The sequence below is a fragment of the Microbacterium ginsengisoli genome (genome assembly GCF_000956535.1).
Classification (GTDB): domain Bacteria; phylum Actinomycetota; class Actinomycetes; order Actinomycetales; family Microbacteriaceae; genus Microbacterium; species Microbacterium ginsengisoli.
Window position 1 is genome coordinate 26,574 of the sequence record NZ_JYIY01000069.1, and the last position, 21,131, is coordinate 47,704.

Consider the following 21,131-nt stretch of genomic DNA (forward strand, 5'->3'; position numbering starts at 1 on the left):
CGGACATGGTCAGGCGATGTGCGCGAACAGGAACCAGCGGTCCTTGTCGAGGCCGCGAGCGATCTCGATGACCACGTCCTGCGACACCTGATCGATCTCGTCGAGCGCTTCCACCGCCGCACGGACCGTCGCGAGAGCCGCGTCGATCTGGGCCAGCACCTGCGCGATGAGGGCGTCCGACTGCGCGAAGCCGGGCGTGATCGGGGGGAGCGTCGACTGCGCTTGCACCGTCGCGAGGTTCGCGTCCACGGGGCTGCCGAGAGCGATGATGCGTTCCGCGGCGAGGTCCGCATAGTCGAGCGCGTTGTCGACGAGCTTGTCGAGCAGCTTGTGCACGCCGATGAAGTTCGCGCCGCGCACGTTCCAGTGCGCCTGCTTCGCCTCCAGGACGAGCGCCTGACAGTCGATCACGACCGGGAGGAGCGCCTTCGTGACGCCGGTGACAACAGCCGTGGGGATCGTCGTCGCGTTGACCATGTCTCTCCTTCGAAGTTGGGGGCGTGGTGGGCGTCCGCTGGCTGCGTTCCCCGTTAGGCGGCACCTGAGCCGCACCCACCACTTCGCGCTTAGCGACCGCGATACGTCGAGCCGATGAACATGGCGTCCCATGCCCTCTTCTCTGGAGGCAAACCCAGCGCTGATGACCCGGCTACCGGATGGGAGTCGGGAGCTTGATACGGCCGTCGGTCAGATCGACCTGCTCACGGCGGGAGTCGCGGGCGAACCCGGTCTCGGCGATGAAGTCGCGGATCTTCGCCTGCCCGGCCTGCACCTTCGTGCGCGCGTCCGCGCGGGTCTCCGGGGACACCGCGAACTCGAGCTGCCGCTTCGCTTTCCGCACCTCAAGTTCGAGGCGACGCTGCTTCTGCGACAGGTCGTAGTTCGCCTGCATCTCCTCGGCCCACACCTGCGGTTCCGGGAGGACCGTCACCCCCGGGTAGACGGGCAGGAGCGTGTGGCGGCAGTTATGTACTAAGATCGAGCTAGCGACGTAGGCGCCCGTCGACGTTTGGAGGTCGTAGGCATGCCCTTCGAAGTGAAGGAACTCGACGTTGACCAACTCGTCCGGCTCTACACCAGCGGCGAGACCGCTGAGAATCTCGCTCACCGATTCGGCGTCAGCGACACGACGATCCGTCGGCGTCTCCGCGACCGCGGCGTCAGCATCCGCCAGGGTCCGAGCTACCGCACCATGGACACAGAGGCTGTCAAGCAGCGCCGCGCGCGCACCCGTTCCCAGAAGGGCCTGCACATCGGCCCGCACGAAGTCGCTTTCGCTGCCCTGCTCGACGCCGCGGGACTCCACTATCGGCAGCAGCCGCCGATCGGCCACTACAACCTCGATTTCGCCCTGGATGAAGCGCCCATCGCCGTGGAGATCGTCAGCGGCGGCGGGAACTCGCGCCAGGCCTCCCAGCGCCGCGAGCGCATCGAGTTCGTCCTCGAACGTGGTCTGTGGGTCGTGGAGATTCACGTCCGGTACGGGAACCAGTTCCGGACGCTCACTACTGGCAGTGCTGAATACCTGCATGCCCTCGCGGAGAGCCTTCGCGGGCAGCCATCCGGTCGCGGTGAGCACCGGATGATCTGGGCTGACGGTGAGGTCATGACCCCGCGCAGTCGTCAGGTGTACTGACGGGCCGGAGTACCACGCCTTCACGCCGTTCTCAGCCTCACCGAGCACCCGAACCGGGCCGTTTCCGAGGATCGCATTCGGGTGGAACAGGCCCGCCGCGGTCGCTTCCGCGATCGTCGCGTCGACGGGCAGAGCGGGGAACGGGACCGGGGCGAACGTGAGCACGCGGCCCTGCCACGGGAAACACAGCGGGCACGGGTGACCCGTGTCGTCGACAGTGAAGTACTCCACGCCGAGCGCCTGCATCCGGGCCAGATGGGACGCGTTGTACGCCCGGGTCGCCGCGGTGCGCACCGCCATCTCCACGTACGCCGACAGCGACCAGTTCCGGCCCGACTTGTCGGTGAACCCGGTGATGCCCTGCGACACGAACACCCGCCACGCCATCGCCTGCGCTTGCGCCGGCGTGACCTGGTTGTCGAGCACCTGCCGTATCGCGCCGTTCGGGGCGATCATCTTGTAGATGTCGTCGGGGAGGCGGGTGATGCGGAACCGCACATCCGCGAGCGACGATGTGATGTCGTCGCGGATCGCGCGCGCCGCCCGCTCACCATGCGACAGGGACAGGTCGAACGGTTCCCCGCCGGGGAGGGTCACGTCACGGCCTGGGGGGACACGGCCGCCCGCACCGCCGCCGGCACGAAGCGCGCGCTCGAGCACGAGCTCCGCGTCGCGGCGTCCCTCCGCCGACGCGGCCGTGACCATCGCCTGCAGCATCGGCGTGGACCGTGCCGTCAGGTACGTGAGCACCTGCCTCACCAGCAGGCGGGCACGGTTCAGGATCATCGCGTCCCGCTGAACCGACCACGGTGCACGCAGCACAGCGGTCAGGCCCGCGAGGAGTTCGTGCTCAGCGAGGACGTACAAGCCGATCAGGGCCGCCGCGATCTGCTGCGACGACGGCTCAGACGGCTGCTGCGCCATCGGCCTGACCGAACGGGTTCATGGTCGGGTCGGGGAGCGTGTGCGCGAACTCGTCCTTGATCTTGGCGACCTCTTCACCGATCTGCGTCTCGTCCCAGTCGGGGTGCAGCATGCTGACGCGCTCCTCGACGGACGCGGACTCCGACGCGTACAGGGCCTGCACGGTCTGCGCGAGACGCAGCTGCGACTCCTGCACCCCGTCGGAGAACTCGACCTGCACGCCCTCGGTCGGGTTCGGGTGGTTGAAGAACACCCGGTCGATGGCGAGCAGCTTCTCGACGTACTCCTCGAGCGCGGGACGCCAGATGCGGATCTTCCGGGCGCGGGTCATCAGGGAGCGGCGTTCGCGGGCTTCGATCTCCGTCGCGGTCCGGTCGCCGCGCTGGTCGCCCTGCACACCGAACGTCGACATCGAGTAGCCGGCCATCTGCAGGATCTGCTCGATCAGCTCGTCCGCGGTCGCCTTGTACCCGGCAGGGTCGAACGTGGGCTGCATGACGTTCATGCGGTCCGCCATCGACAGCGGGGCCGGCGAGGAACCCGAGTTCGCTGACATGTCGGTGGAGACGTACGTCTCCTGGTCCATGTCGATCACGGACGCCTGGCCGGGGCCGGCGGACTTCGCGAGTTCCTTCGCGACCAGCACGCGAGCGCGCGCGGCGCGGCGGGCACGCATCCAGTCCGACATGGTCTCCGCGAGCTGATCCATCAGGTGCTCGATGCCGTCGAGGTCGGAGCGGCCGAGGTTCTGCCCGAGGGGATCCTTCCGCCACGACCGGTTCGGGGTCTGGTTCGGGACGTACACGACCGCGAGACCCGGCGAGCCGGTGCTGATCGTGCCCTCACTGTTCAGGTCGGTGTACACGGCGAGGGGGGCCGTCTCGGGTCGGGAGGAGAGCGGGATGCGGATGCCGAGGGTCGTGTCGTCGCCGACGTACAGGCCGTGGAGGATCACGCCGACGCCCGTCGAGGTGAGTTCGTGGCGTTCGAGGTGTCGCCACACCTGCTTGCCGTCGCGGGCGACGACCGCCCAGAACGTGACCGCGGTGAGCACACCGAACCGGAACTCGGGGATCGCTTCGTCCGCGTCCTTCACGGTCGTGAATGGGGCATCCGGGTTCAGTGTGTCGTCCCACGTGACCCGCAGGTACACGCCGCCGAGCGCCGCGGACATCTCCGCGGCCTCCGCGATCGACGCGTGGAACCCGTCGTCCAGGAGTTCACCGAGCCGCGCCTGCGCCGCCTCGTCCGTGTGGGTCACGGTGACCGGGTCGGAGAACAGCAGGTCCGCGGACGCCTGGCAGATCTCCGCCGCGATCGGGACGGGCAGTTTCGTGTTCAACTGTGTGCCGACGGCGGGCTGCGCGATGAACCAGCGGATCGGGCCGAGGGAGTGGACCTTCATCCCGCCCGTGTCGGACGCGAAGAACCCGGTCCGGTCGGGCATGAGGCCGCCGCCGTACACCGCCTGCAGGCGGGCGAGGTCGTTCGCCCACCATGCGCCCCACCGGGCCATCGCGGGGAGCAGGTTGTCGAGAACCTTCGGCGGCCACTGGGCGGTGGTGGAGGACGCGGGAAGCGGCATCAGTGACCTCCCGTCGCGGGTTAGAACGTGTGCGGTCGCGGGCCGACTTCGTCGCGCCATTCGTGTTCGGTGGATGCGACGACGTACCGGAACGCGTCGAGGGAGTCGTCGCCGACCTTGATCGGTTCGTCGAGGCCCTTCTCCGTGGCCTTCGGGTCGTACCGGTAGTCGGGCATTTCCTTGATGACGCCCGTGCAGCGGTCGGTGACCTTCATGAGCCCGCGGGCGAGGAGCGACGCGATCAGGCCGATGCCGTACGCGACCGCGTTGTCAGCTGCGATCGTGTCGACGCCTTCCGACTCGCGCAGCTCCTGCCGGAACGGTGCAGCGGCGGGGTCCGCGAAGATCAGTTCCGGTCGCAGGTGACCCTCGGGGAGGTGGTTAGCCTTCAGCCATACGGCGATCGCTTTCGCCTGCTGGCTGGGGGACTGGCGTTGCGTCTGCGCGTCCGCTTCGATCCGCAGCTCGTCGATCAGGTACAGCTTCCGGTCGTAGCCGAGGCCGAGGAGCACCACCGACGTGGCGTGCTGGATACCGAAGTCCATGCCGACGCCGAGGAGCCGGTACATCGGGGGCAGGTTCTCCCACGCGATGACGTGCTCGGCGGGGTCCCAGCCGTCGTAGATCGCGCCCTCAGCGTTCGTCCACAGGCCGCGGATGAACCGGTCGAAGAACAGCTTGCTCTTGCGGAACGCGGCTTCCATGTCGGCGATGTACGCCGGGCCCGGGTCGCCGCCCTCGAAGTAGAGCGGGTTGTCGTGCATCGTGAAGTGGAACACGATCATGTTCTGCGCGACGGCGTCGAGGATGTACTTCACACGCAGCCAGTGCTGTGACGAGCCGGGGTTCGTGGTCGCGAGGAGCCGGGCGCCGGCGACGCGGAGACGGGTGAGGAGCATCGCCCAGAACGCCTCCGGGACCAGCGTCGCCTCGTCGACGTACGCGAGCTCGATCGTCGAGCCTCGGATCTTCTCCTCAGAGCGGGCATCGTTCGCGCCGACAAGGTGCACGACCCGGCCGAGGATCACCGCCGTGTTCGACCCGGTCGTGTGCTTCACCTGCTTCGCGAGACGCCCGTACAGTTCGGGCTTCTGCATCTCGCCGATCACGTTCCGCTCGATCGTCTGCAGCGTCTTCCCGACGATGACGATCAGCCCGCGGCCGCGCGTGTGACGGATCGCGATGAACAGCGCGAACAGCGACACCATCGTCTTCCCGGCGGACACCGCACCAACCCACAGCGCGATCTTCCGCGACGACGCGCGCGCGATGCTCCACCGCTGCTTCCGCGACAACGCCGGCGGACGAGTCACTGCCCGAACTCCGCATCATCCACGTCGGTGAACTCGCCGTCGAACTCCGCCTCGAGCCGGTCCAGCACAGACTCCGCGTCCGCGCTGCCCTCCGTCGTCGACTCGATGACCTTCGACAGCTTGTCGAACACGATCGCCGCCGACGTGATGATCGTGCGGCGCGCATCCACAGGAGCGGAGTCGAGCGTCGCCGAGTTGAACACGTTGTCGCGACCACCGAACGCGTACACCGTGAACGGCTGCTCGATCATGTCGAGCATCGCGTTCGCGGCGACATCGAGGCGCTCGGCGAGCTTCAGACGGGCCGCGGCGAGGTCGAGTGATCGAGCCGCCTGTGCGGCTTTTGTCGCTGACCGGTCAAAGCTGCGGTGGTGGGCGTTGCAGATGTTGGTGACGGATCCGGCGCTGATGCCGACTCGGCGGGCGATTTCGTTTCGGGCGATGCCTTGGGCGTGGAGTCGGAGGACTTCGTCGCGTTGGGTGTCGTTGATCGCCATCGGTGTCACCTCTTCGGTGGCGCCAGGCCACGTTCAGGGTTGCTGCGCGGGTGCGCGGTCACGGTGGTCGGGGAGTGACGAAGCCCCGGTGTCCTCTGTGAGGTCCGGGGCTTCTGTCGTTGGGCGGAGTGATCCACCATCTACGTCTGATCATGCCGTTTTTGCCACATTTGCATCTTTTTTCGGCGGTGTTCAGGGTCGGCGTGTCGGGATTCCTTTCGGGCGGCCGCGTTTCTGGTCGAGTGCGACGCGGCCGACGGATTTCGAGAGGACGAGGATGCGGCCCTGGCTGTCTTCTCGTGTGGCGAGGAGGTCGCGGTCGATCCACCGGTAGATGGTGCGGGGTGCTTTGCCGGTGATCTTCGCCGCGACGGCGACGGTGATCCACTCCGGGATGTCTGGTGTCATGTCGTGCTCCGAGTGTTCGAGGGGAGTTGAATCGGTCGGGTGGTGGTTCAAGCGGGAGGGTGTTCGCTTGAATCGGTGGCGTACGGGTACGGGCGGCCGGTGAACACCCGCATGACGGCGTCGGCGTACATGCCGGCGACGCCTGGCGGGATCGAGTAGAGCAGGTGACCCTCGTCGTCCTGGGCGGTCTGGATCGCGAGCTTGATCCGCTCACGCAGCGCCTGATCTTCGACGGGCGGCGCGAGCTCGAACAGGGACGGTGCTGGCGCCCACCCGGCGGTGATCACCGCGTCCGCCATGCGCAGGAAGTTCGCCCGGAAGTAGGCGGCGAGGTCCTCCCACTGGTCGACGTTGGCGCGCTCGGCGCGGGCCTTCGCGGTCACCGCGTCATGCAGGAGGCGGGCCAGGGCTTCACGGTCAGCCGGCAACGTCAGACCCCCGATCGGTCGGTAGGGGCGTCTTGATGAACGTCACCCAATGAGTTCGCGCCGTCTTCCCCGACTTGTGCCCGACGAGTGGGCGGTACGGGGTGAGCGCGAGGATCTGTGACACCGGGATCTGCGTCTCGTTCCACTTGAAGATCAGCACACCGTCGTCGGCGAGCACGCGGAAGCACTCCGCGAAGCCTTCGGCGAGATCGGTGCGCCAGTTCAGCGGATCGAGGCGACCGTACTTCTTGCCCATCCAGGCGTTGTCACCGACGCGGACGAGGTGCGGCGGGTCGAACACGACCACGCGGAACGCGCCGTCCTCGAACGGCAGCGCCCGGAAGTCCATCTCCATGTCCGGTTCGATGTTGAGGGCGCGCCCGTCGCAGAGGACGTGAGATTCGTTACGGATGTCACCGAACAGCACGCGGTCGTCGGCCTTGTCGAAGTACATCATCCGGCTGCCAGAGGCCGGATCGAGCACGAGCGGTTCAGGCATCGCTGCCCCCATCCTCGTGGTCTGCCGACGGATCGGTCGGTTCGGGGCGGTCGATTCGCCCCGCCGCTATCTCTTCGAGCGCCCATTCGACGCCCTGACGGAAGGTAAGGCGACGCACGGCCCGAGCGGTACTCGTCACCTCACCTGATTCGTGTTCGTGTGGCCAGCGGCGGTTGGCCTCGCGCATCGTGTGCGCTCTATCGCGTCCTTCGAGCATCACGACTCCTGACTGGTCGAACCGGTGTCGTAGCTCCACACCATCCAGTCGCCGTTCCATGTCAGGATCACCGGCCCCGAGTGCAGGGCGTCGAACGCAAGCACGTCGCCGTCGTAGCAGTCGGCAGGGAAGTCATCGAACCATCCCTCGGTGCGCGCGCAGTATCCCTGGTCGCTGAGGGTGTGCGATTCATGGTTCTCGCTGGCGCCCTCCTCGCATTCGGTCTCATCGCACCACAGGCGGCAGGGTGCACCCACCGGGGCGTCGCAGACGATGCGGACACCGCTCGTGAAAGTGGATTCGGGATCGGTGACCTCGATCCGATGTGGGTTGCTCACGACTTGCTCCCATCCTCGTGGACGTCGATGTAGTGGTCGAATGCCCGCCGCGCATGGGCGAGTGACCCGAACGACGGCTGGACGAAACGCGCCCCGCACGACTTGCAGGTCAGCGAGTGCGGCGCGAGCCAGAACGCGAGACGTTCCAGCGGCGCGAACGCACGTTGCGGCAGGTACCGCCAGGCGGCCAAACGGCGCACGATGCGCGCGAGACGCTTCCTCATGACTTGCTCCCGTTCTCGTGGTCGGTGACCCGGCGGTAGCAGGGCCCGTCATGCGCGCAGCCCGTGAAGCCATGGCCGGCGCACTCCATGCCGTGGATGGTGAGCTTCGACGCGAGACCCTGATCGTTGAACCGGGCCACTGCCGTCTCACACACCGTGCAGACGACCGGGTCGGATTCGACCTGCAACGTGGTCATGCTGTTCTCCGTTCTTCGATGGGTTCGTAGTGGACGACGCCGGCGGTGATAACCCACACGGACCGGTCGACGTACCCGGTGGTGTGCTGGTCCGCGTCGAACACCGCATGGATGCCCTGGGGGAGGGACGCGCGGCCGACCATGTGGCAGGCGCACCGGCACTCGAGGCCACGGCAGTCGAGGTGGTCGTCGGACTCGCAGTCCTCGGACCCGAACCAGCGGGGCGCGGACGGGAGGCGGATCTCGTCGAGCACGTGCCCGCACTGCTGGCACTCGATGATCGTCTTCCCGCGGTGCTCCCGGGTGGGGTTCTCCGTGAGGGTGAGGAACCCGCAGCCGGGGCAGCGGACCCGTTCGATGTGCTTCGGGCGTTCCTCGGTCTGCAGGGCGTCGAACGCGTTGTGCGCGGCGTGCGCGAATCGGATCGCGTCGGCCGCTCCGGCTTCATCGTGCACCCACAGGTCGACGGTCCGGTCCGCGCGGGACGCGAGGAGGCGGGTGCACTCGTCGATCGCGAGGGTCGTGACCTGAAGGTTCGAGTACCCGTCGGCCTGCCCGCCGCCTTCCGGGGCGACGAGGCGCCCGTCGGCGGCGAGCACGAGACGCAGCCACCGCGGCCACCGCAGGCACGCGGACTCCACGAGCTCGTAGCAGCGTTGGCAGAGGAACCCTCGGTCAGCCTGCCGAGGCAGGCACCCCCGGCACGTGCCCGGACGCAGCGTCTCCGCCCACCCGGGATGATCCGGGCACGTCACCCGGTGGAGGCCGAAGTGGGTGCACGGGCGGATGCCGCGGAGCCCCACGGTCGTCGCACATAAGACAGTCATGAGCCGCCCCCAGCTCGTCCGCGTGCCCACCCGCTGGGCCGCCGCCGATCCCGCTCTCGCGAGCATGCGTGACACTTCCGGCTACCGCTAGGAAGGATCGCGGTGTTCTCCGCGGTGAACTCGTGCCCGTGAACACAATGCGTCTGGCGGGCGTGGATACCTGATGCGCCGAACCCTCGACGGTTGTTCTCCCCGACCGTCACCGGTTCCAGGTGCGCTGGGTTCACGCAGATCCGGTTTCGACATAGGTGGTCGAGCGGAAGTTCGCCGGGGATTGGACCGCGGAGGATCGTGTAGACCACGCGATGCGCCAGTAAGCGTGTGCGGGAGCGGCCTCGCGACACGAGCCCGTACCCGGCCTTCCCAGTCCCGCCGGTCCATGGCCAGCACCCGCCCGACTTGGATTGGTCGAACCTGGCCAGGACTGCCTTGATGTCGACGGTGCTCAGATCGATGGGAAGCGCGGTGCGGGTAGCATTCACTGCTAGCCCATCCTTGGTTGAGTCAAGCGAGTGGGTCAGGCCCCGAGCGAGCGTTGGCGCGCTCCTCGGGGCTGCCATCATGTTACCGCGCGTGGTAGACAAAACCCCAGACTGAGCGATCAAAACGGTGTCTCCGAATCCCCGTACGCCGATCCCGGCGTGGACCACTCATCGCCGCCCGACTCAGGAGTCGCCCACTGCTCAGAGACGCCCGGTCGCGCAGCGCTCGCGTTGCTCACTGCTCGCGTCACCGTGGCCACGGCGTAGCGCAGCGAGGGGCCGATCTCGTCGACCTCGAGCTCGATGGCGGTGCGGGTCTGCCCGTCACGGTCTTGGTAGGAGCGCTGACGCAGACGACCGGTCGCGATGACACGACTGCCCTTGGTCAGCGAACCCGCCACGTGCTCGGCGAACTCACGCCAGACCGACGCCCGCAGGAACAGGGCCTCGCCGTCCTTCCACTCGTTCGCCTGACGGTCGAACGTGCGGGGGGTCGACGCGATGGTGAAGTTCGCGACGGGCAGCCCGTTCTGCGTGTACCGCAGCTCGGGGTCGGCCGTGAGGTTGCCCACGACGGTGATGACGGTCTCGCCGGCCATCAGTTCTCGACCTCCGCGCTGACGGTGACCTCGGCAGGCTGGATCTCGTCGCCGGGCTTGAACTCGATCTCGACGTACGGGATCGCCTCGTCGAAGAACCCGGCCGGGACGGTGATCTTGGCCTTTACGATGACCGTCCCCGGCTCGACCTGCGCTTCACGCGACTTCGCGACCTTCGAGACGATCAGGTCCCTTGCGTAGCGACCCGGGTTGAGGTGCAGGTACACGACCTGCGATCGGGGATATCCCAATGTGCTCATGCTCGTTTCCTTCGTGTTCCAGTGGCCCTCCGCACGGAATGCGGAGGGAGGTTCTTCGACCTACGGACGCCCGCGACGTAGCCGCGGACCTCCCCAGTGCGTTCAGCGATCGCCGCGTCCGTGAGGCCTTCTCCCCACGCCTGCAAGACCTGGTTCCGTCGCGCCGCGTTGCGGAGCTTCGCGATCGACGACGGCCGCACCGCGTCGCGCAGTGCCGCCTCGATCACCCGCGCGACCGTCGTCCCGTGCTCCTCGGCGAACGTGAGCACTTCCGCCCACGTGCTGTCGGCGAGGTGGATCTCGACTCTCACGAGGCCACCTCCGCCGCTTCGCGAGCGCACCGGTCGCACGGCAGCGGATAGCCGGGATGCGTCTCGCACTCCGGGTCACGCGTCGGCAGCGGCGTCGGCTTCGCACGAGTCGCAGCCCGCGACACCTCGAGCGCCATGCGCGCGTCGCCGCACGCCCGGCAGGACTTCCCGTCGGGGCCGTTCGGCTGATGCTTCGGGCAGAAGGGGGAGAGCGCAGCCTCGCGCGACCCCTCTACTGCTCCGTCAGGAGTAGTAGAGGGGGGTCGGGTCGGGTCGGGTCGGGTCGGGGAAGCCGGAATCACGGCGTCTATCCCGCGTGCGTCACGGCGTGACTCACCCTGTGACCTCTGACGTGACTTCTCGCGTGACACCCGCTTGCGTTCCGTCGCGGCAGCACGCTCAGCGAGCACCTGCTCCTTCGTCGGCTGATAGTCCGACCAGTCATGGAACCGGAACCCGCCGTCATGCGGATGCCACAGCCGAGCCGTCACCAGCGCCTCCGCGTCCGCCTCCGTCCCACCGAGCGCCGGCACCATCGACCCGGGCACGAACCCGTCCGTGAGCTGCTGCATCGACCACGAGCCCGCCCGCACCCACAGGCCGAGAGCAGGGTTCCCGGCGTTGATCGCCTTCATGCTGAACGCGAGAGCGTCGTCGACCTTGAACCACGGCATCAGCGGGCCCCCATCGCTTCCTCGACGCTGATCCGCTCGGACTCGGACAGCAGGAACCAGCGGGTACCGTCGAGCGCTTCCACCGGCGTCTCGCGGGCACGCGCGAGGGTCTTCTCGTGCGTCGCCGCGGGCCGCACCCACAGGCCACGCAGCTCGAGTTCGAGCAGCACCAGCGCGGGCGCGTCGGCCTTGTCCCCGTTGCACAGAGCGCACGCGGCGATCAGGTTCACGGGGTCGTTGAGGACGCGGGAGCCGCCCATGCCGCGGTTCGCGCGGTGATCGGTGGTCGTCGCCTCGCCCTGGCATCGGGACAGCGCGAGAAGGCAGTACTCGCCGTCGCGGCGGATTACGGCACGCTTCACGTCGACCGGAGGATGCGGGGTGCTCATACTGCCACGCTCCCGAGGTAGCTCGAGCGACGTCGCGCCTGCGCGGCCACGAGGTCGTCATGCTGGTCGATCTCGTGCGACACGCCCCAGTGCGACGTGTGCAGCGGCCTGACGTGGTGCTCCATCGCCTGCGCGACTTCGTCGACGGTGAGGGGGATCGACTGCCCGTCTTCCCACCGGTGCGCGTTCAGGAACCACGCGCAGTGCAGGCAGCGGGCGATGCGCACGGCACCCGGCAGGTTCCGGTCCCGGCCGCGCATCACGATCGCGTCGTGTTCTCGGATCCGGCACCCGTCGATCTGCGCGCAGTCGTCGCACACGGTGCCCGTGCGGGTGCCGCCCTGGTTGAAGCTGCAGCGCGTCCCGCAGAGCCCGCAGCGCTCCCAGTCGCCCACGATGACCCACTCGGTTCGCGTCTCGGGGAAGTCGTCGAGCTCGAAGAGCGCGCTCATGCGCCGACCTCCGCATCCTTCTCAGCGCGCCAGGCGGCGATGATCCTGTCGATCTCGGCCGGTACGAACCCGGGGACAGCGACCGCCCCGTGCGCCGTGATCGGCGCGCTGCGGTAGCCGAGCTTCCGGAAGTACTCGAGGTCGCTCTCGTGCTCCTCCGCTGTGAGGTCGCGCTCGGTGAACGGCACCCCGGCCTCGGTCAGGCGACGCTTCACCGCCGTGCACTGCACGCAGGAGGGCTTCGTCCACACGGTGATATCGCCGGACGGCGGCGCGGTGAGGTGAGAGGGAAGGCTCATGCGTCGAACCCACCCTCGAGGAGAACAGCGAGGCCTTCGAGCCGCATCGTGACGTACTGCTCTGCAGGGTCCGCGATCCCGCGACGCTTGTGGACGACCAAGCCCACGACCGCGTCGTCGTTGCCGCGCTCGGCCTCCGCTTCACGCAGCCACCCGGACAGGTCGATGCGGGTGGTGTTCTTCGCTTCGATGACGACGCGTCCGCCGCGGATGGTGCGCACACCGGTGATGTCGCCGCGGTCCTTCACGCCTCGCTTCACGCGGCGGTCGATGCGGTCGTCGTTGAGGCGGCTGGCGAGCCAGTCGGCGATGGAACGCTCGAACGAGGAGCCGGCCTTGCGGGCGGATGTGCGGTTCCGGCGGGGCGGCGGGGCGCCGACGGTATCCGTCTGCACCTGCTCCGGGACCGGGTCGGGAAGAATGGGGGAGCCCATGGTCTGCTTTCCTGCTCAGGGATAGTGATTGGGTGGTGGGGGCCGAGCTGCTGGAATCAGCTCGGCCCCCGGTTTCGTTCGGTCAGCGATGGGGGACGCCGACCGGACGGGTTACGGGTCGACGCTGTGGTCGGCGTACAGCTGGCGCTCTGCGCGCTCGGTGCTCACCTCCGATCGGAGTGCGTCCGCGACCGCGGCGCACCATCTGAGTCGCGCCTTCTTTGCCTCGACCGTCGATTCGGCGGCGCGGAACTCGCGGTGGAGCCGATGGGCTTCCGGATCGGCGTCAGCGATCCGCTCGGCGGCAGCCTGCGAGAGCTTCGCGTCGCCACGATGCTTCGCCTCCTCCATCACCACGGCCCGGCGATACTCGTGGTCCGCTTTCCGCTGCCCGTAGGTGGTGATCGCAGTGTCGAAATCCTTGATCTCCCTGTCCCAGCGCATGAGGTGGTCATTCAGACGCGTCTGTGTGGGGAGTGGCATCAGATCTCACCCCTCTCGACAGCGGCGTCGAACTCCGCCGATGCGGCGGCCTCGTAGTCGTCCGGGGTGCCCGCCGAGGGCGAGGCGGGGGGCGTGGGGGACGCGTCCTCACCCTCGGCGGGAGTCTGGTCGTCGACGACATCCGCGTCGACGGTGTTCGCTTCGGTCGCGAGAACGGCGGCACGCGCACGGTAGGCGGCGCGGATGTCGTCGTTCCCCTGCCCGGACTCGGCGATCCGCGCACCGACCCGTGCGAGATCGCCCGTGGTCGTGGCGGACGCGATCAGCGCCCCCCAGTCCTCGCGCTCCTCCCACGGGGCATCGGACGTGTCGACATCGTCGGACTCGAAGTCCTCCGGCGTGTACAGGCCGGCCAGCTCCATCGGGAATGCACGTCGGAATGCGTGAGACTCCGCACGGATGCCGAGCATGTGCGATGGGCGCTGAGACCAGTTCCCTCCGCGGCCACCGAACTCGGCGAGCGTCACCGTCTGAACGAGCGGACGGCTGACGCCCTTCCGGTAGATCGCGACGCGCGCCGCGTACGGTGCCTTCGGCGGCACCGTGGTCCACTGGCCGTCCTCGGCCGCGAGCCACTCGATCGGGTCTTGCCCGTCGTACTGGCCGGTGCGCTGCGCGACAACCCGCATCCCGTCGATGCCGACGAGCACGGTCCACTTGCCACCCATCTGCGCGGCGTAGATCTGCTTCGCAGTCGGGTCGAGACCGGTACGGGCGCACGCGGCGATGAACGCGGCCATCACACCGGACGGTGCGAACACGCGGTGCGCAGCGTCGCCGACACCCTCGATCCACGTGAGGCCAGCGAACTCCATCATCGCGGCGGTGTCGGCGTTCCAGGTGTCAGGGCGGACGGAACTGGGCAGAGCAACTTCGGACATCAGAACGGAACCTTCATGAGAGTGGCCGCGGTGAGCGCGGCGAGAACGGCGTGCCCGATCGGCACAATGAGTTCGGTGGCGGAGGCGATCGCGGGGTGGTCGCGGGTGAACAGGAGCGTCTGCGGCGGACGGCGGAGCCGCCACCCGACCGGCGACGCGGGGTCGCGGACCAGCTCACCCCACACCCACTCGGCGTGCGTCGCTTCCGGGATGCAGTAGAGCTGCCAGGCGAGCTGCCGCACCTCGTACGGTGTGGGACCAGCGACGACCTTCTCGTGCTTCGTCTTCGTCTCGACGATCGCGAACCCGTCCGCGGCGGGCTTCGTGCCGTCGATGGTGGCCGCGAACCGGTCGTTGTCGGGGGCGTGGACGAACAAGCTGTTCGGCTCCGCGCCGACCGCGGCGAGCAGCGCCGGCTCCCAGTCGTGACCCGACCGGGTCGTCTCGTTGCCGGCGAACGTGCGGGGCTCGAGGATCTGCCGGACGTACGTCTCTACCGAACCCGGCTTCGCGAACTTCCCCGCCGTCGACGACCCGATGACGCGGTCGTGCACGCCCAGCCACGACTCACGGTCAGCGGAGTCGGCGAGAGTACGGTCCAGAACAGCAAGAGCGCTCATGCGAGTGCGCCGTCCTCGATGGTGAAGCCGATCTGCCGGGACTCGTCACGGTCGCGCTCCACGAGGACCGTGTAGCCGCGCTCGTCGGCGAGCTCACGGATCGCGGCGAGGGAATCGGCGTCCAGGAGGTCGCCGTCCTTGATAATCACCAGGCGGAGCTTCGGGTCGCCGGCGGTGGCGATCGCGAACGCGACGCGGCGGCGCATCGCGGAGTTGACCTGCGTGAACGGGACGCCGTCGAAGGTGACGCCGTTCTCATCCACGGACAGGCCGTCGACGGGGAACGTGGCCGCGGCGAGGCCTTCCCGCTTGCGCTTCTCGATCGCCTCGAGTTCGCGGTTCGCGGCGGCCTGCGCGGTCTCCGCGGCGGCGCACTCGTCAGCGACCTTCGCGTACTCGCGTCTCGCGCGCACGGCGGCGTTGGTCTCGTCGACGGCCGCGAGCTTCTCGCGCAGCGGCTCGATGTCGACCGGCGCGGGCAGAGCGTCCCGCGCCTCGGTCAACGTCTTGACCTGCGCGGATGCTTCCTCCAGCTCCTCTGTGAGCTTGGCGATGCGCGCCGTGAGGGATGCGACGTCTTCCGCCGCATCATCGAGCTCGCTCATCACCCGCTCGCGGTGGCGCTGGAGGTCCTGAGCGGCCTCGATCTCGGCGAGCACCGCGGCTCCCGACACCTCCTCGGCGGGAGCGTCGAGCGGGTTCGGCATCGACGCGAGAGCGCCCTGGAGGCGGCGCACGTCGCGCCCAGCCTCAAGGCGGCGCTGCTCGGCGCCCGCCTTCTCGCGCGCCACCTCGTCGATGTCGAACGGCAGGTCAACCTTCTCGAGCAGCGCGTCACGCTGCCGCTTCTCGTCGAGGTTCAGGAACGCGACCGGGTCGAAGATCAGCCCGCCCGTCAGCTCCGCGACGATCTCCGCAGGCTTCGAGTACTTCGCGCCATCGAGCGCGAACACCTCAAGCTTCCCCGCGTCGTCCTTCTTCCACGTGCGCACGATCCGCACCTGCAGGTCGTCGTCGACGAACTCGGCGCGCGCCTCGGCCTCGCCGTCACGGATCGGCTTCGGCGTCAGGCGGACACCGCGAGGATCGACCAGCTCGGCGATCGCGTCGATGAAGCTCGACTTCCCGGCACCGTTCGCGCCGGCGACTACGACCAACGAGCCAGTCGGGTGGAGGGTGATCTCACGGATCCCCTTGTAGTTCTGGACGGTGAATGTCTTTGCCATCTCAGGCCTCCTGCATGATTCGGGCGTACGCGGCGTTGGCGCGCGCCGGGTTGAAGGGTTCACGCGCGTGGTGTGCGCGGGAGTGTTCTTGGCCGCAGGCGCGGCACTGGCGGCCGCCGTTCGCGAGTGCGCCGAGGCGGAGGTTCGGAGCGACGAGCTGGTGCCCACGGGGGCACTCGGTCTTGGAGGAGTTGTGGTGCGTGCCGTGGAGCACGCGGTCCTCGTTGTTCTCGCCCCTCGTGCCGTAGCGAAGGTTCGACACGGCGTTGTGAGCGGGGTTGCCGTCGAGGTGACGGGTTTCGAGTCCGGCCGGCAGTGGGCCGAGGAACGCCTCGCCGACGATGCGGTGGACCTCGAACGTGCGCCCTCGACCGTCTCGCCACAGGCTCAGGTGGAGGTGTCCGCTGTCGCGGACGGCGGCGCGCAGCTCGGACCCGGATATGGCGCGGCCGAGAGAGTCGCGGCGGGGGAGGGATCGAACTGCACCCTCGTCGCTAACCTCGTAGATGCCTTCGTAGCCGACAACGGCGAGCCACCGGGCCATCAGCGGTCTCCATCCATGCGGTTCATCGGTGTTCCTTTCGGCGGCGGGATCTGATCGCGCGGAGCCCTGCCAGACCCGCGATGAGAAGGACCACGACCAGCAGGTCGAGTCCGTTGATGGGGCGGTCAGCGATCGCGAACGGCGCGAGCAGCAGACCGAGGATGAGGGCGGCGGCGAACCCGATCACAGCGGGTCACCGCCGAGACGGTCGTGGAGGGTGTTCTCCTCGAGGTCGACCTCGAGGCTGTCGAACACGGACCAGACAAGGTCCAGCCACGTGTTCGGCCGGCGGGCGTCTTCGATGTCGAGATCCGGGTCGGTGTCGTGCTGGTCGCGGTACGACTCCCACGCGGTAGTGATCGCCTGCGAGATCTGCTGGTCCGTGCGGGTGATGCCCGCCGCGAGCAGACGGTCGCGGACGTCCTCGACACGGGACTGGTAGGGGAGAGTCGGGCCAATGCGCCAAACCGCGGCGGACACGCCGTCCTGCTTCACCCGTCCGGCCTTGTGCACACGGTCGTCGGCGACGAGCTCCCCGCGGGCGGTGCGGATGCGGGAGTCGGAGAACCGGTGCCCGGCGCGCCGCACCTCGACGACGATCTGCTTATCGGTCAGCGCGATCCCGAACGCGAGGACGTCGAGGACAGCGGCCTGAGACGCGGCGACGGACGACGCGGACGCGTCCGCGGCCTCGTGGGACTCGATCGGGTCGAACAGGCGCGCCCGGGGGGAGTCGCCGTTCATGACGATCTGCGGGACACTCACAGGACCGCCGCCCCCCAGATCGCCATGGCGACGAGGAACGGGATCATCCAGGGCGCGACCTTCTCCGCGACCTCGTCCACCCGCGAAGCGAGCACCGCGCGAGCACGTGCACGATCGGTGCGGCGGACGGCCACCTTCGAGGCATCCATCACGCGACCTCCACGCACTCGAACGACTCCGTCACATCGGCCGGGCGCATCAGCGTGCGCTCGGGCGTGCCGACGTGGACGACTTCGAATCGCACGGCCCCGCAGAGGTGACGGACCGCCGTCACCCTTTGCCCGTCCGCCAGATCCGTGACCTCGATGCGCTCGCGAAGATGCTCGGCCCACGCGGCCACGGACTCGACCGAGTCAGCGATCACGGTCACCGTGAGCGGGCTGTCCGGGTACTTCAACCCGGGCCGCTCGTCCGGGAACAGCACCACCGTGTTCGCCAAGGCGCGCAGCCCCTCGGCGATATCCACGACGTCGAACGCGTCGCTCATGCTGCCTTCTCCTTTGCTGCTTCGAGCAGCAGCTCGCGGAACTTCGCAAGGTGTCCGTACTTCGCCTGGAGGATGCGGATCTCACGCTTCAGCTCGCTGAGGAGCAGGCGCGCGCTGAACGGGTCGGCGAGCACCTCCTCGGTCGGCACGTAGCCTTCCGACGGGCTGTCCTCCCCGCGGACCGCGACGAAGGCGCGCACGTCTGTGGTGGTCTCCGCATCGGACGCGAATGTGATCTTGACGCTGCGGATCAACTCGGCTGCCTGGTCCCGGCGGTACTTCTCTGCCGCAACGTCGTCTCGCCACTCGAACCGCCAGTGAAGGGGCGCATCCTCCGCACGGGACGCGTCGACCACGTTCATCGGTGTCAGGGCGCCGTACGCGGCGCGGATGCTGAGCAGCTCATCGCGGAGGCTCATGAGAGCACTTCGATTTCACGTGACGCGTCGACCGCGTAGGTGCCGAATTCACCGCGCTTCTCGGGACGCCACTCGCCGACCCCGATGCCCAGGCCGCCCGCATCGATGAGAGACAAGACCGACTGACGCGAGATCGAGGAGGTAACGAACGTCACCTCGAGAACCGCCGACCACGTCGGGAACTCAGGGCGGTACCGGAGGTCTGCGGATCTCGACGGGCCGCCGAGACGCACCACGTCTTCCCGCATCCGCGGCTCCCCGACGATCTCGACGAGTTGCTGCGGGTCGGCCTCGGAGAGGATGCCGCGCATGAAGATGAACTGACGCAGCGACGTCATCGACACCGACTTGTCGTAGAACCGAGCGGCGCCAATGGTCGCCGCCTTGAAGGCGGTAACGGGGAACCCGAAACGGTCACCGTTCGGATCGCTGATCCGATACAGCGCCGCGGTGTACTCGGATCGCGGGTCGCGGACCTCCTTCAGCTTCTTCCGGCCCTGCTGCGCGTCGAGCATCTGACGCTTCGACTTCTCGGAGAAGTTATGCACGATCAGCGGCGATGTGCCGACGATCGGAACGCGCACTGTCTCCGCAGCGATCCGGTCGATCTGAATCGCTGCGCCTTCGGTTACACTCGCCATGAGAATCCCATCTCGTTCGAGCGCCCCGTTGCTGCGGGGCGCTTTCTCGTGGTGCGGTCGCGTGACCGCCCGTGCGCGTCGACGACTCGAACGTCGATGTGATCCACTCGCGCGAACTTCCTCATGCCGGCCGCACCGCGCCCAGCCGAGCCCTGCCGGAACCAGCGCTGCCATGCCATGCCTGCCGTGCCCTGCCGCGCCAAGCCCTGCCAAACCAGGCCCATCCGCGCCTGCCATGCCCTGCCGCGCCAGGCCATGCCGCACCAGGCCACGCCATGCCTGCCACGTCAGACCGCCCGAAGCAGCTCACGCATGCGCTTCGTCCGCTGGTGAGCCTCAGACCGTGTCGGGTCACTCGGCTCGTGATGCGTCATCGCACGAACCCGCTCTACGTCCTCGGCGGACATGCGACGAGTGCGCTCGCTGAACTTCGAGTGCGGCCAGCGCCCTGCGTAGACGTTGTCCCGCACGACCTCGTACGGGATGCTGAGCTGCTCTGCGATCTCGCGGAGCGTGAACAGCGCTTGGGTGCTCACGCCGCATCCTCTACTCGGAATTCCTCGGGTAGGAGCTGTGTGGGATGGAGGCCGAGTGCCTTAGCGATTCGGGCGATCTCGCTGATCGTGAATTCTCCGCCGCCGCGAACCTTGCGGCGCAGGGTCGGAATCGCGAGACCCGCACGCTCGGCGGTCCACTTCACCGAGCGATCCGCGGCGAGGATTGCGTCCTCGACCAGCTCCGCTGGTGTCTTCGAGTCGGTAGTCATATGAAGACTATAGAGTACGAATGAGTACCGAACAAGCGTTGTCCGAACTTTCAAGGTAGCAATTTGACTACCCTTGGTAGTCAAATTGCTGCTATGGTCCCCGTATGGGAGATTACGGAGACGCCTTCAATGCTGCGGTGGCAGCCGAACTAAGGGGCCAGCGCGCGAAGCAACGCATCACCATCGATGAGCTCGTGCGTCGTACGGGCTACGCCAAGAGCACCGTCCTCAACTACCTCAATGGGCACCGTGACATTCCACTGTCCGCACTCGCTGAGCTCTGCCGAGCATTGGACGTCAGCTATCGAGCCATCGCCGATCGCGCCGAGCAAGCGCTCAATGGCGAATGACGGGCTTACGCCACATGCTCGTGCTACCTCTGCGACTACTGCGACAGTGAGCAATCAAACCCCCAAGTTTCGAATGTTTGTTCGACTATAGGACTGGCATGGGACACTTACAAGCGGCAGAGTGGTCACTGCACATTCATCAGTGGGGGTAATCATGGGAGACGAAGTTGAGCCAGCACCGGAAGGGCCCGCGACTTGGCGCGAGCGGATTAGGGGCATCGGGCGAGAGGTGAAGCCGGGCGGGAAGGCCTGGGTGCCGGCGCTCGCGATTCTCGGTGCGATCGTGGTGGTAGCTGCAATCGGGGTGCCGACTATCCTTCGAATCCAGGACCAGGCACGGTCCGTTGAACTCCTATCGACTCAACTAGCAAACACCGAGTCTGACCTCAGCATCGCGAAGGCCGAGGCGAAGAACCTTGGCGACTCGCTAGCTGCTGCCCGGAACAGCGCAGCCCAGAAGGATGCTGACATAGCCGCGCGCGAAGCCGACTTGAAGGCGCGAGAGGACGCCGTGAGTCAGCGTGAAGCTGCCGTGTCCGCGACAGAGCAGAAGATCGCTGAGAACTCATTCTCGGGCGGCGTCTACGTCGTGGGCACCGACGTCGCTGCGGGCACGTACCGGACGGGGCAGATCGACTCGGGGCTCTGCTACTACGCATGGAAGGCGGGAACCGATTCGGACTCTCGGATTCTCGATAACAACGTCGTGCAGGAGGGCGCAGCAACTGCGACCCTGCGAGAGGGTCAGGTGTTCGAGTCAAGCGGCTGCGGCACTTGGACGAAGTTGGGATAGCTCTGTTGACTGCGTCAACGAATGGCCGATTTCGTGGGTGCTCGTAGCTTCATTTCGGACTGGCCACCCGCGAAATTTCAATCCTCTAACGCGTTGCCGCGGTGCGAGGGAGGGTTCAAATCCCTCCGTCTCCGCCAGAAAC

34 protein-coding genes and 1 pseudogene are annotated in these 21,131 nt (G+C 67.6%); 2 read left to right on the plus strand and 33 right to left on the minus strand.

Features of this window, described 5'->3' with window-relative positions:
• Positions 1–9: 9 nt before the first annotated feature.
• From RR49_RS05785 to RR49_RS05940, 33 genes and pseudogenes are all read right to left on the minus strand, one after another.
• Positions 10–477 (minus strand): Dps family protein, encoded by a 468-nt coding sequence (locus tag RR49_RS05785; RefSeq protein WP_045247117.1) that lies wholly within the window; start codon positions 475–477, stop codon positions 10–12.
• Between the two features lie 172 nt (positions 478–649).
• The gene (locus RR49_RS05790) at positions 650–2,560 is read right to left on the minus strand and encodes a phage minor capsid protein (protein ID WP_045247118.1); all 1,911 of its coding nucleotides are present in this window, start codon (positions 2,558–2,560) and stop codon (positions 650–652) included.
• Positions 2,541–4,145 carry a phage portal protein gene (locus RR49_RS05795; protein WP_045247119.1) on the minus strand — a complete coding sequence of 535 codons (1,605 nt, stop codon included), beginning with the start codon at positions 4,143–4,145 and terminating at the stop codon, positions 2,541–2,543. Before RR49_RS05795 ends, RR49_RS05790 begins: the two co-directional genes overlap by 20 nt.
• A 20-nt stretch (positions 4,146–4,165) precedes the next feature.
• On the minus strand, positions 4,166–5,458 hold the full coding sequence (locus RR49_RS05800) for a PBSX family phage terminase large subunit (protein ID WP_045247120.1): 1,293 nt from the start codon (positions 5,456–5,458) through the stop codon (positions 4,166–4,168).
• A complete protein-coding gene (locus RR49_RS05805) occupies positions 5,455–5,955 on the minus strand; it encodes a helix-turn-helix domain-containing protein (protein WP_045247121.1) in 501 nt (166 codons plus the stop codon). The genes RR49_RS05800 and RR49_RS05805 overlap by 4 nt, the downstream gene beginning before the upstream one ends.
• Before the next feature lie 192 nt (positions 5,956–6,147).
• Entirely contained in the window at positions 6,148–6,363 is a 216-nt protein-coding gene (locus tag RR49_RS05810) for a helix-turn-helix domain-containing protein (RefSeq protein WP_045247122.1), read from the minus strand.
• A 47-nt stretch (positions 6,364–6,410) separates the two neighbouring features.
• Positions 6,411–6,746: a hypothetical protein gene (locus tag RR49_RS05815; protein WP_157013163.1), complete on the minus strand. Its 336-nt coding sequence runs from the start codon at positions 6,744–6,746 to the stop codon at positions 6,411–6,413.
• A 34-nt stretch (positions 6,747–6,780) separates the two neighbouring features.
• The gene (locus tag RR49_RS05820; protein WP_048809168.1) at positions 6,781–7,290 is read right to left on the minus strand and encodes a class I SAM-dependent methyltransferase; all 510 of its coding nucleotides are present in this window, start codon (positions 7,288–7,290) and stop codon (positions 6,781–6,783) included.
• Between the two features lie 216 nt (positions 7,291–7,506).
• Entirely contained in the window at positions 7,507–7,845 is a 339-nt protein-coding gene (locus tag RR49_RS05825) for a hypothetical protein (protein ID WP_045247125.1), read from the minus strand.
• On the minus strand, positions 7,842–8,069 hold the full coding sequence (locus tag RR49_RS05830; RefSeq protein ID WP_045247126.1) for a hypothetical protein: 228 nt from the start codon (positions 8,067–8,069) through the stop codon (positions 7,842–7,844). Before RR49_RS05830 ends, RR49_RS05825 begins: the two co-directional genes overlap by 4 nt.
• Positions 8,066–8,266 carry a hypothetical protein gene (locus RR49_RS05835; protein WP_045247127.1) on the minus strand — a complete coding sequence of 67 codons (201 nt, stop codon included), beginning with the start codon at positions 8,264–8,266 and terminating at the stop codon, positions 8,066–8,068. The genes RR49_RS05830 and RR49_RS05835 overlap by 4 nt, the downstream gene beginning before the upstream one ends.
• Complete coding sequence (locus RR49_RS05840) at positions 8,263–8,907, minus strand: hypothetical protein (RefSeq protein ID WP_045247128.1); 645 nt, start codon at positions 8,905–8,907, stop codon at positions 8,263–8,265. Before RR49_RS05840 ends, RR49_RS05835 begins: the two co-directional genes overlap by 4 nt.
• Positions 8,908–9,284: 377 nt before the next feature.
• Positions 9,285–9,656, minus strand: a pseudogene (locus tag RR49_RS16220) (HNH endonuclease signature motif containing protein); the annotation flags it as partial.
• A 38-nt stretch (positions 9,657–9,694) separates the two neighbouring features.
• Complete coding sequence (locus RR49_RS05850; protein WP_045247129.1) at positions 9,695–10,174, minus strand: single-stranded DNA-binding protein; 480 nt, start codon at positions 10,172–10,174, stop codon at positions 9,695–9,697.
• Entirely contained in the window at positions 10,174–10,434 is a 261-nt protein-coding gene (locus tag RR49_RS05855) for a hypothetical protein (RefSeq protein WP_045247130.1), read from the minus strand. Before RR49_RS05855 ends, RR49_RS05850 begins: the two co-directional genes overlap by 1 nt.
• Before the next feature lie 307 nt (positions 10,435–10,741).
• Positions 10,742–11,419 (minus strand): hypothetical protein, encoded by a 678-nt coding sequence (locus RR49_RS15135; protein WP_048809171.1) that lies wholly within the window; start codon positions 11,417–11,419, stop codon positions 10,742–10,744.
• Positions 11,419–11,808, minus strand: coding sequence for an HNH endonuclease (locus RR49_RS05870; RefSeq protein WP_048809172.1), 390 nt, complete (start codon positions 11,806–11,808; stop codon positions 11,419–11,421). The genes RR49_RS15135 and RR49_RS05870 overlap by 1 nt, the downstream gene beginning before the upstream one ends.
• Positions 11,805–12,260 (minus strand): hypothetical protein, encoded by a 456-nt coding sequence (locus tag RR49_RS05875; protein ID WP_045247132.1) that lies wholly within the window; start codon positions 12,258–12,260, stop codon positions 11,805–11,807. Before RR49_RS05875 ends, RR49_RS05870 begins: the two co-directional genes overlap by 4 nt.
• Positions 12,257–12,559, minus strand: a complete 303-nt coding sequence (locus RR49_RS05880) for a glutaredoxin family protein (protein ID WP_045247133.1) — start codon at positions 12,557–12,559, stop codon at positions 12,257–12,259. Before RR49_RS05880 ends, RR49_RS05875 begins: the two co-directional genes overlap by 4 nt.
• Complete coding sequence (locus RR49_RS05885; protein WP_048809173.1) at positions 12,556–12,993, minus strand: hypothetical protein; 438 nt, start codon at positions 12,991–12,993, stop codon at positions 12,556–12,558. The genes RR49_RS05880 and RR49_RS05885 overlap by 4 nt, the downstream gene beginning before the upstream one ends.
• 111 nt (positions 12,994–13,104) lie before the next feature.
• Positions 13,105–13,476, minus strand: coding sequence for a hypothetical protein (locus tag RR49_RS05890; protein WP_048809174.1), 372 nt, complete (start codon positions 13,474–13,476; stop codon positions 13,105–13,107).
• Complete coding sequence (locus RR49_RS05895; RefSeq protein WP_045247135.1) at positions 13,476–14,378, minus strand: recombinase RecT; 903 nt, start codon at positions 14,376–14,378, stop codon at positions 13,476–13,478. The genes RR49_RS05890 and RR49_RS05895 overlap by 1 nt, the downstream gene beginning before the upstream one ends.
• Positions 14,378–14,998 carry a hypothetical protein gene (locus RR49_RS05900; RefSeq protein WP_048809175.1) on the minus strand — a complete coding sequence of 207 codons (621 nt, stop codon included), beginning with the start codon at positions 14,996–14,998 and terminating at the stop codon, positions 14,378–14,380. The genes RR49_RS05895 and RR49_RS05900 overlap by 1 nt, the downstream gene beginning before the upstream one ends.
• Positions 14,995–16,224: an ATP-binding protein gene (locus RR49_RS05905; protein WP_045247137.1), complete on the minus strand. Its 1,230-nt coding sequence runs from the start codon at positions 16,222–16,224 to the stop codon at positions 14,995–14,997. Before RR49_RS05905 ends, RR49_RS05900 begins: the two co-directional genes overlap by 4 nt.
• Position 16,225: 1 nt before the next feature.
• Positions 16,226–16,768 (minus strand): NUMOD4 motif-containing HNH endonuclease, encoded by a 543-nt coding sequence (locus RR49_RS05910; protein WP_045247138.1) that lies wholly within the window; start codon positions 16,766–16,768, stop codon positions 16,226–16,228.
• A 22-nt stretch (positions 16,769–16,790) separates the two neighbouring features.
• Entirely contained in the window at positions 16,791–16,955 is a 165-nt protein-coding gene (locus RR49_RS15665) for a hypothetical protein (protein WP_048809176.1), read from the minus strand.
• On the minus strand, positions 16,952–17,533 hold the full coding sequence (locus tag RR49_RS05915) for a hypothetical protein (protein WP_045247139.1): 582 nt from the start codon (positions 17,531–17,533) through the stop codon (positions 16,952–16,954). The genes RR49_RS15665 and RR49_RS05915 overlap by 4 nt, the downstream gene beginning before the upstream one ends.
• Positions 17,530–17,682, minus strand: coding sequence for a hypothetical protein (locus RR49_RS15670; RefSeq protein ID WP_048809177.1), 153 nt, complete (start codon positions 17,680–17,682; stop codon positions 17,530–17,532). The genes RR49_RS05915 and RR49_RS15670 overlap by 4 nt, the downstream gene beginning before the upstream one ends.
• The gene (locus RR49_RS05920; RefSeq protein WP_045247140.1) at positions 17,682–18,020 is read right to left on the minus strand and encodes a hypothetical protein; all 339 of its coding nucleotides are present in this window, start codon (positions 18,018–18,020) and stop codon (positions 17,682–17,684) included. The genes RR49_RS15670 and RR49_RS05920 overlap by 1 nt, the downstream gene beginning before the upstream one ends.
• Positions 18,017–18,439, minus strand: coding sequence for a hypothetical protein (locus RR49_RS05925; protein WP_045247141.1), 423 nt, complete (start codon positions 18,437–18,439; stop codon positions 18,017–18,019). The genes RR49_RS05920 and RR49_RS05925 overlap by 4 nt, the downstream gene beginning before the upstream one ends.
• On the minus strand, positions 18,436–19,254 hold the full coding sequence (locus RR49_RS05930; RefSeq protein ID WP_157013164.1) for a hypothetical protein: 819 nt from the start codon (positions 19,252–19,254) through the stop codon (positions 18,436–18,438). The genes RR49_RS05925 and RR49_RS05930 overlap by 4 nt, the downstream gene beginning before the upstream one ends.
• A 113-nt stretch (positions 19,255–19,367) precedes the next feature.
• Positions 19,368–19,616 (minus strand): aminoacyl-tRNA hydrolase, encoded by a 249-nt coding sequence (locus RR49_RS05935; RefSeq protein ID WP_045247143.1) that lies wholly within the window; start codon positions 19,614–19,616, stop codon positions 19,368–19,370.
• A complete protein-coding gene (locus RR49_RS05940) occupies positions 19,613–19,846 on the minus strand; it encodes a helix-turn-helix domain-containing protein (RefSeq protein WP_045247144.1) in 234 nt (77 codons plus the stop codon). Before RR49_RS05940 ends, RR49_RS05935 begins: the two co-directional genes overlap by 4 nt.
• A 104-nt stretch (positions 19,847–19,950) precedes the next feature.
• On the opposite strand from RR49_RS05940, the gene RR49_RS15395 reads away from it, so the two are divergent.
• Together RR49_RS15395 and RR49_RS15140 are read left to right on the plus strand one after the other, a co-directional pair.
• Positions 19,951–20,196 carry a helix-turn-helix domain-containing protein gene (locus RR49_RS15395; protein WP_048809178.1) on the plus strand — a complete coding sequence of 82 codons (246 nt, stop codon included), beginning with the start codon at positions 19,951–19,953 and terminating at the stop codon, positions 20,194–20,196.
• A gap of 154 nt (positions 20,197–20,350) precedes the next feature.
• Positions 20,351–20,989 carry an Rv1352/Rv1906c domain-containing protein gene (locus RR49_RS15140; protein WP_048809179.1) on the plus strand — a complete coding sequence of 213 codons (639 nt, stop codon included), beginning with the start codon at positions 20,351–20,353 and terminating at the stop codon, positions 20,987–20,989.
• The last annotated feature ends 142 nt before the right edge of the window (positions 20,990–21,131 follow it).

Excerpts from the sequence above, each read along its gene's own strand:
- RR49_RS05790 (WP_045247118.1), bottom strand. The coding sequence starts at position 2,560 with ATGGCGCAGCAGCCGTCTGAGCCGTCGTCGCAGCAGATCGCGGCGGCC.
- RR49_RS05905 (WP_045247137.1), bottom strand. The coding sequence starts at position 16,224 with ATGGCAAAGACATTCACCGTCCAGAACTACAAGGGGATCCGTGAGATC.
- RR49_RS05880 (WP_045247133.1), bottom strand. The coding sequence starts at position 12,559 with ATGAGCCTTCCCTCTCACCTCACCGCGCCGCCGTCCGGCGATATCACC.
- RR49_RS05820 (WP_048809168.1), bottom strand. The coding sequence starts at position 7,290 with ATGCCTGAACCGCTCGTGCTCGATCCGGCCTCTGGCAGCCGGATGATG.
- RR49_RS15135 (WP_048809171.1), bottom strand. The coding sequence starts at position 11,419 with ATGCCGTGGTTCAAGGTCGACGACGCTCTCGCGTTCAGCATGAAGGCG.
- RR49_RS05875 (WP_045247132.1), bottom strand. The coding sequence starts at position 12,260 with ATGAGCGCGCTCTTCGAGCTCGACGACTTCCCCGAGACGCGAACCGAG.
- RR49_RS15670 (WP_048809177.1), bottom strand. The coding sequence starts at position 17,682 with ATGGATGCCTCGAAGGTGGCCGTCCGCCGCACCGATCGTGCACGTGCT.
- RR49_RS05850 (WP_045247129.1), bottom strand. The coding sequence starts at position 10,174 with ATGGCCGGCGAGACCGTCATCACCGTCGTGGGCAACCTCACGGCCGAC.
- RR49_RS05895 (WP_045247135.1), bottom strand. The coding sequence starts at position 14,378 with ATGTCCGAAGTTGCTCTGCCCAGTTCCGTCCGCCCTGACACCTGGAAC.
- RR49_RS05785 (WP_045247117.1), bottom strand. The coding sequence starts at position 477 with ATGGTCAACGCGACGACGATCCCCACGGCTGTTGTCACCGGCGTCACG.
- RR49_RS15140 (WP_048809179.1), top strand. The coding sequence starts at position 20,351 with ATGGGAGACGAAGTTGAGCCAGCACCGGAAGGGCCCGCGACTTGGCGC.
- RR49_RS05855 (WP_045247130.1), bottom strand. The coding sequence starts at position 10,434 with ATGAGCACATTGGGATATCCCCGATCGCAGGTCGTGTACCTGCACCTC.
- RR49_RS05835 (WP_045247127.1), bottom strand. The coding sequence starts at position 8,266 with ATGACCACGTTGCAGGTCGAATCCGACCCGGTCGTCTGCACGGTGTGT.
- RR49_RS05885 (WP_048809173.1), bottom strand. The coding sequence starts at position 12,993 with ATGGGCTCCCCCATTCTTCCCGACCCGGTCCCGGAGCAGGTGCAGACG.
- RR49_RS05890 (WP_048809174.1), bottom strand. The coding sequence starts at position 13,476 with ATGCCACTCCCCACACAGACGCGTCTGAATGACCACCTCATGCGCTGG.
- RR49_RS05870 (WP_048809172.1), bottom strand. The coding sequence starts at position 11,808 with ATGAGCACCCCGCATCCTCCGGTCGACGTGAAGCGTGCCGTAATCCGC.
- RR49_RS05900 (WP_048809175.1), bottom strand. The coding sequence starts at position 14,998 with ATGAGCGCTCTTGCTGTTCTGGACCGTACTCTCGCCGACTCCGCTGAC.
- RR49_RS15395 (WP_048809178.1), top strand. The coding sequence starts at position 19,951 with ATGGGAGATTACGGAGACGCCTTCAATGCTGCGGTGGCAGCCGAACTA.
- RR49_RS05930 (WP_157013164.1), bottom strand. The coding sequence starts at position 19,254 with ATGGCAGCGCTGGTTCCGGCAGGGCTCGGCTGGGCGCGGTGCGGCCGG.
- RR49_RS05805 (WP_045247121.1), bottom strand. The coding sequence starts at position 5,955 with ATGGCGATCAACGACACCCAACGCGACGAAGTCCTCCGACTCCACGCC.
- RR49_RS05910 (WP_045247138.1), bottom strand. The coding sequence starts at position 16,768 with ATGGCCCGGTGGCTCGCCGTTGTCGGCTACGAAGGCATCTACGAGGTT.
- RR49_RS05940 (WP_045247144.1), bottom strand. The coding sequence starts at position 19,846 with ATGACTACCGACTCGAAGACACCAGCGGAGCTGGTCGAGGACGCAATC.
- RR49_RS05795 (WP_045247119.1), bottom strand. The coding sequence starts at position 4,145 with ATGCCGCTTCCCGCGTCCTCCACCACCGCCCAGTGGCCGCCGAAGGTT.
- RR49_RS05830 (WP_045247126.1), bottom strand. The coding sequence starts at position 8,069 with ATGAGGAAGCGTCTCGCGCGCATCGTGCGCCGTTTGGCCGCCTGGCGG.
- RR49_RS05810 (WP_045247122.1), bottom strand. The coding sequence starts at position 6,363 with ATGACACCAGACATCCCGGAGTGGATCACCGTCGCCGTCGCGGCGAAG.
- RR49_RS05920 (WP_045247140.1), bottom strand. The coding sequence starts at position 18,020 with ATGAGCGACGCGTTCGACGTCGTGGATATCGCCGAGGGGCTGCGCGCC.
- RR49_RS05925 (WP_045247141.1), bottom strand. The coding sequence starts at position 18,439 with ATGAGCCTCCGCGATGAGCTGCTCAGCATCCGCGCCGCGTACGGCGCC.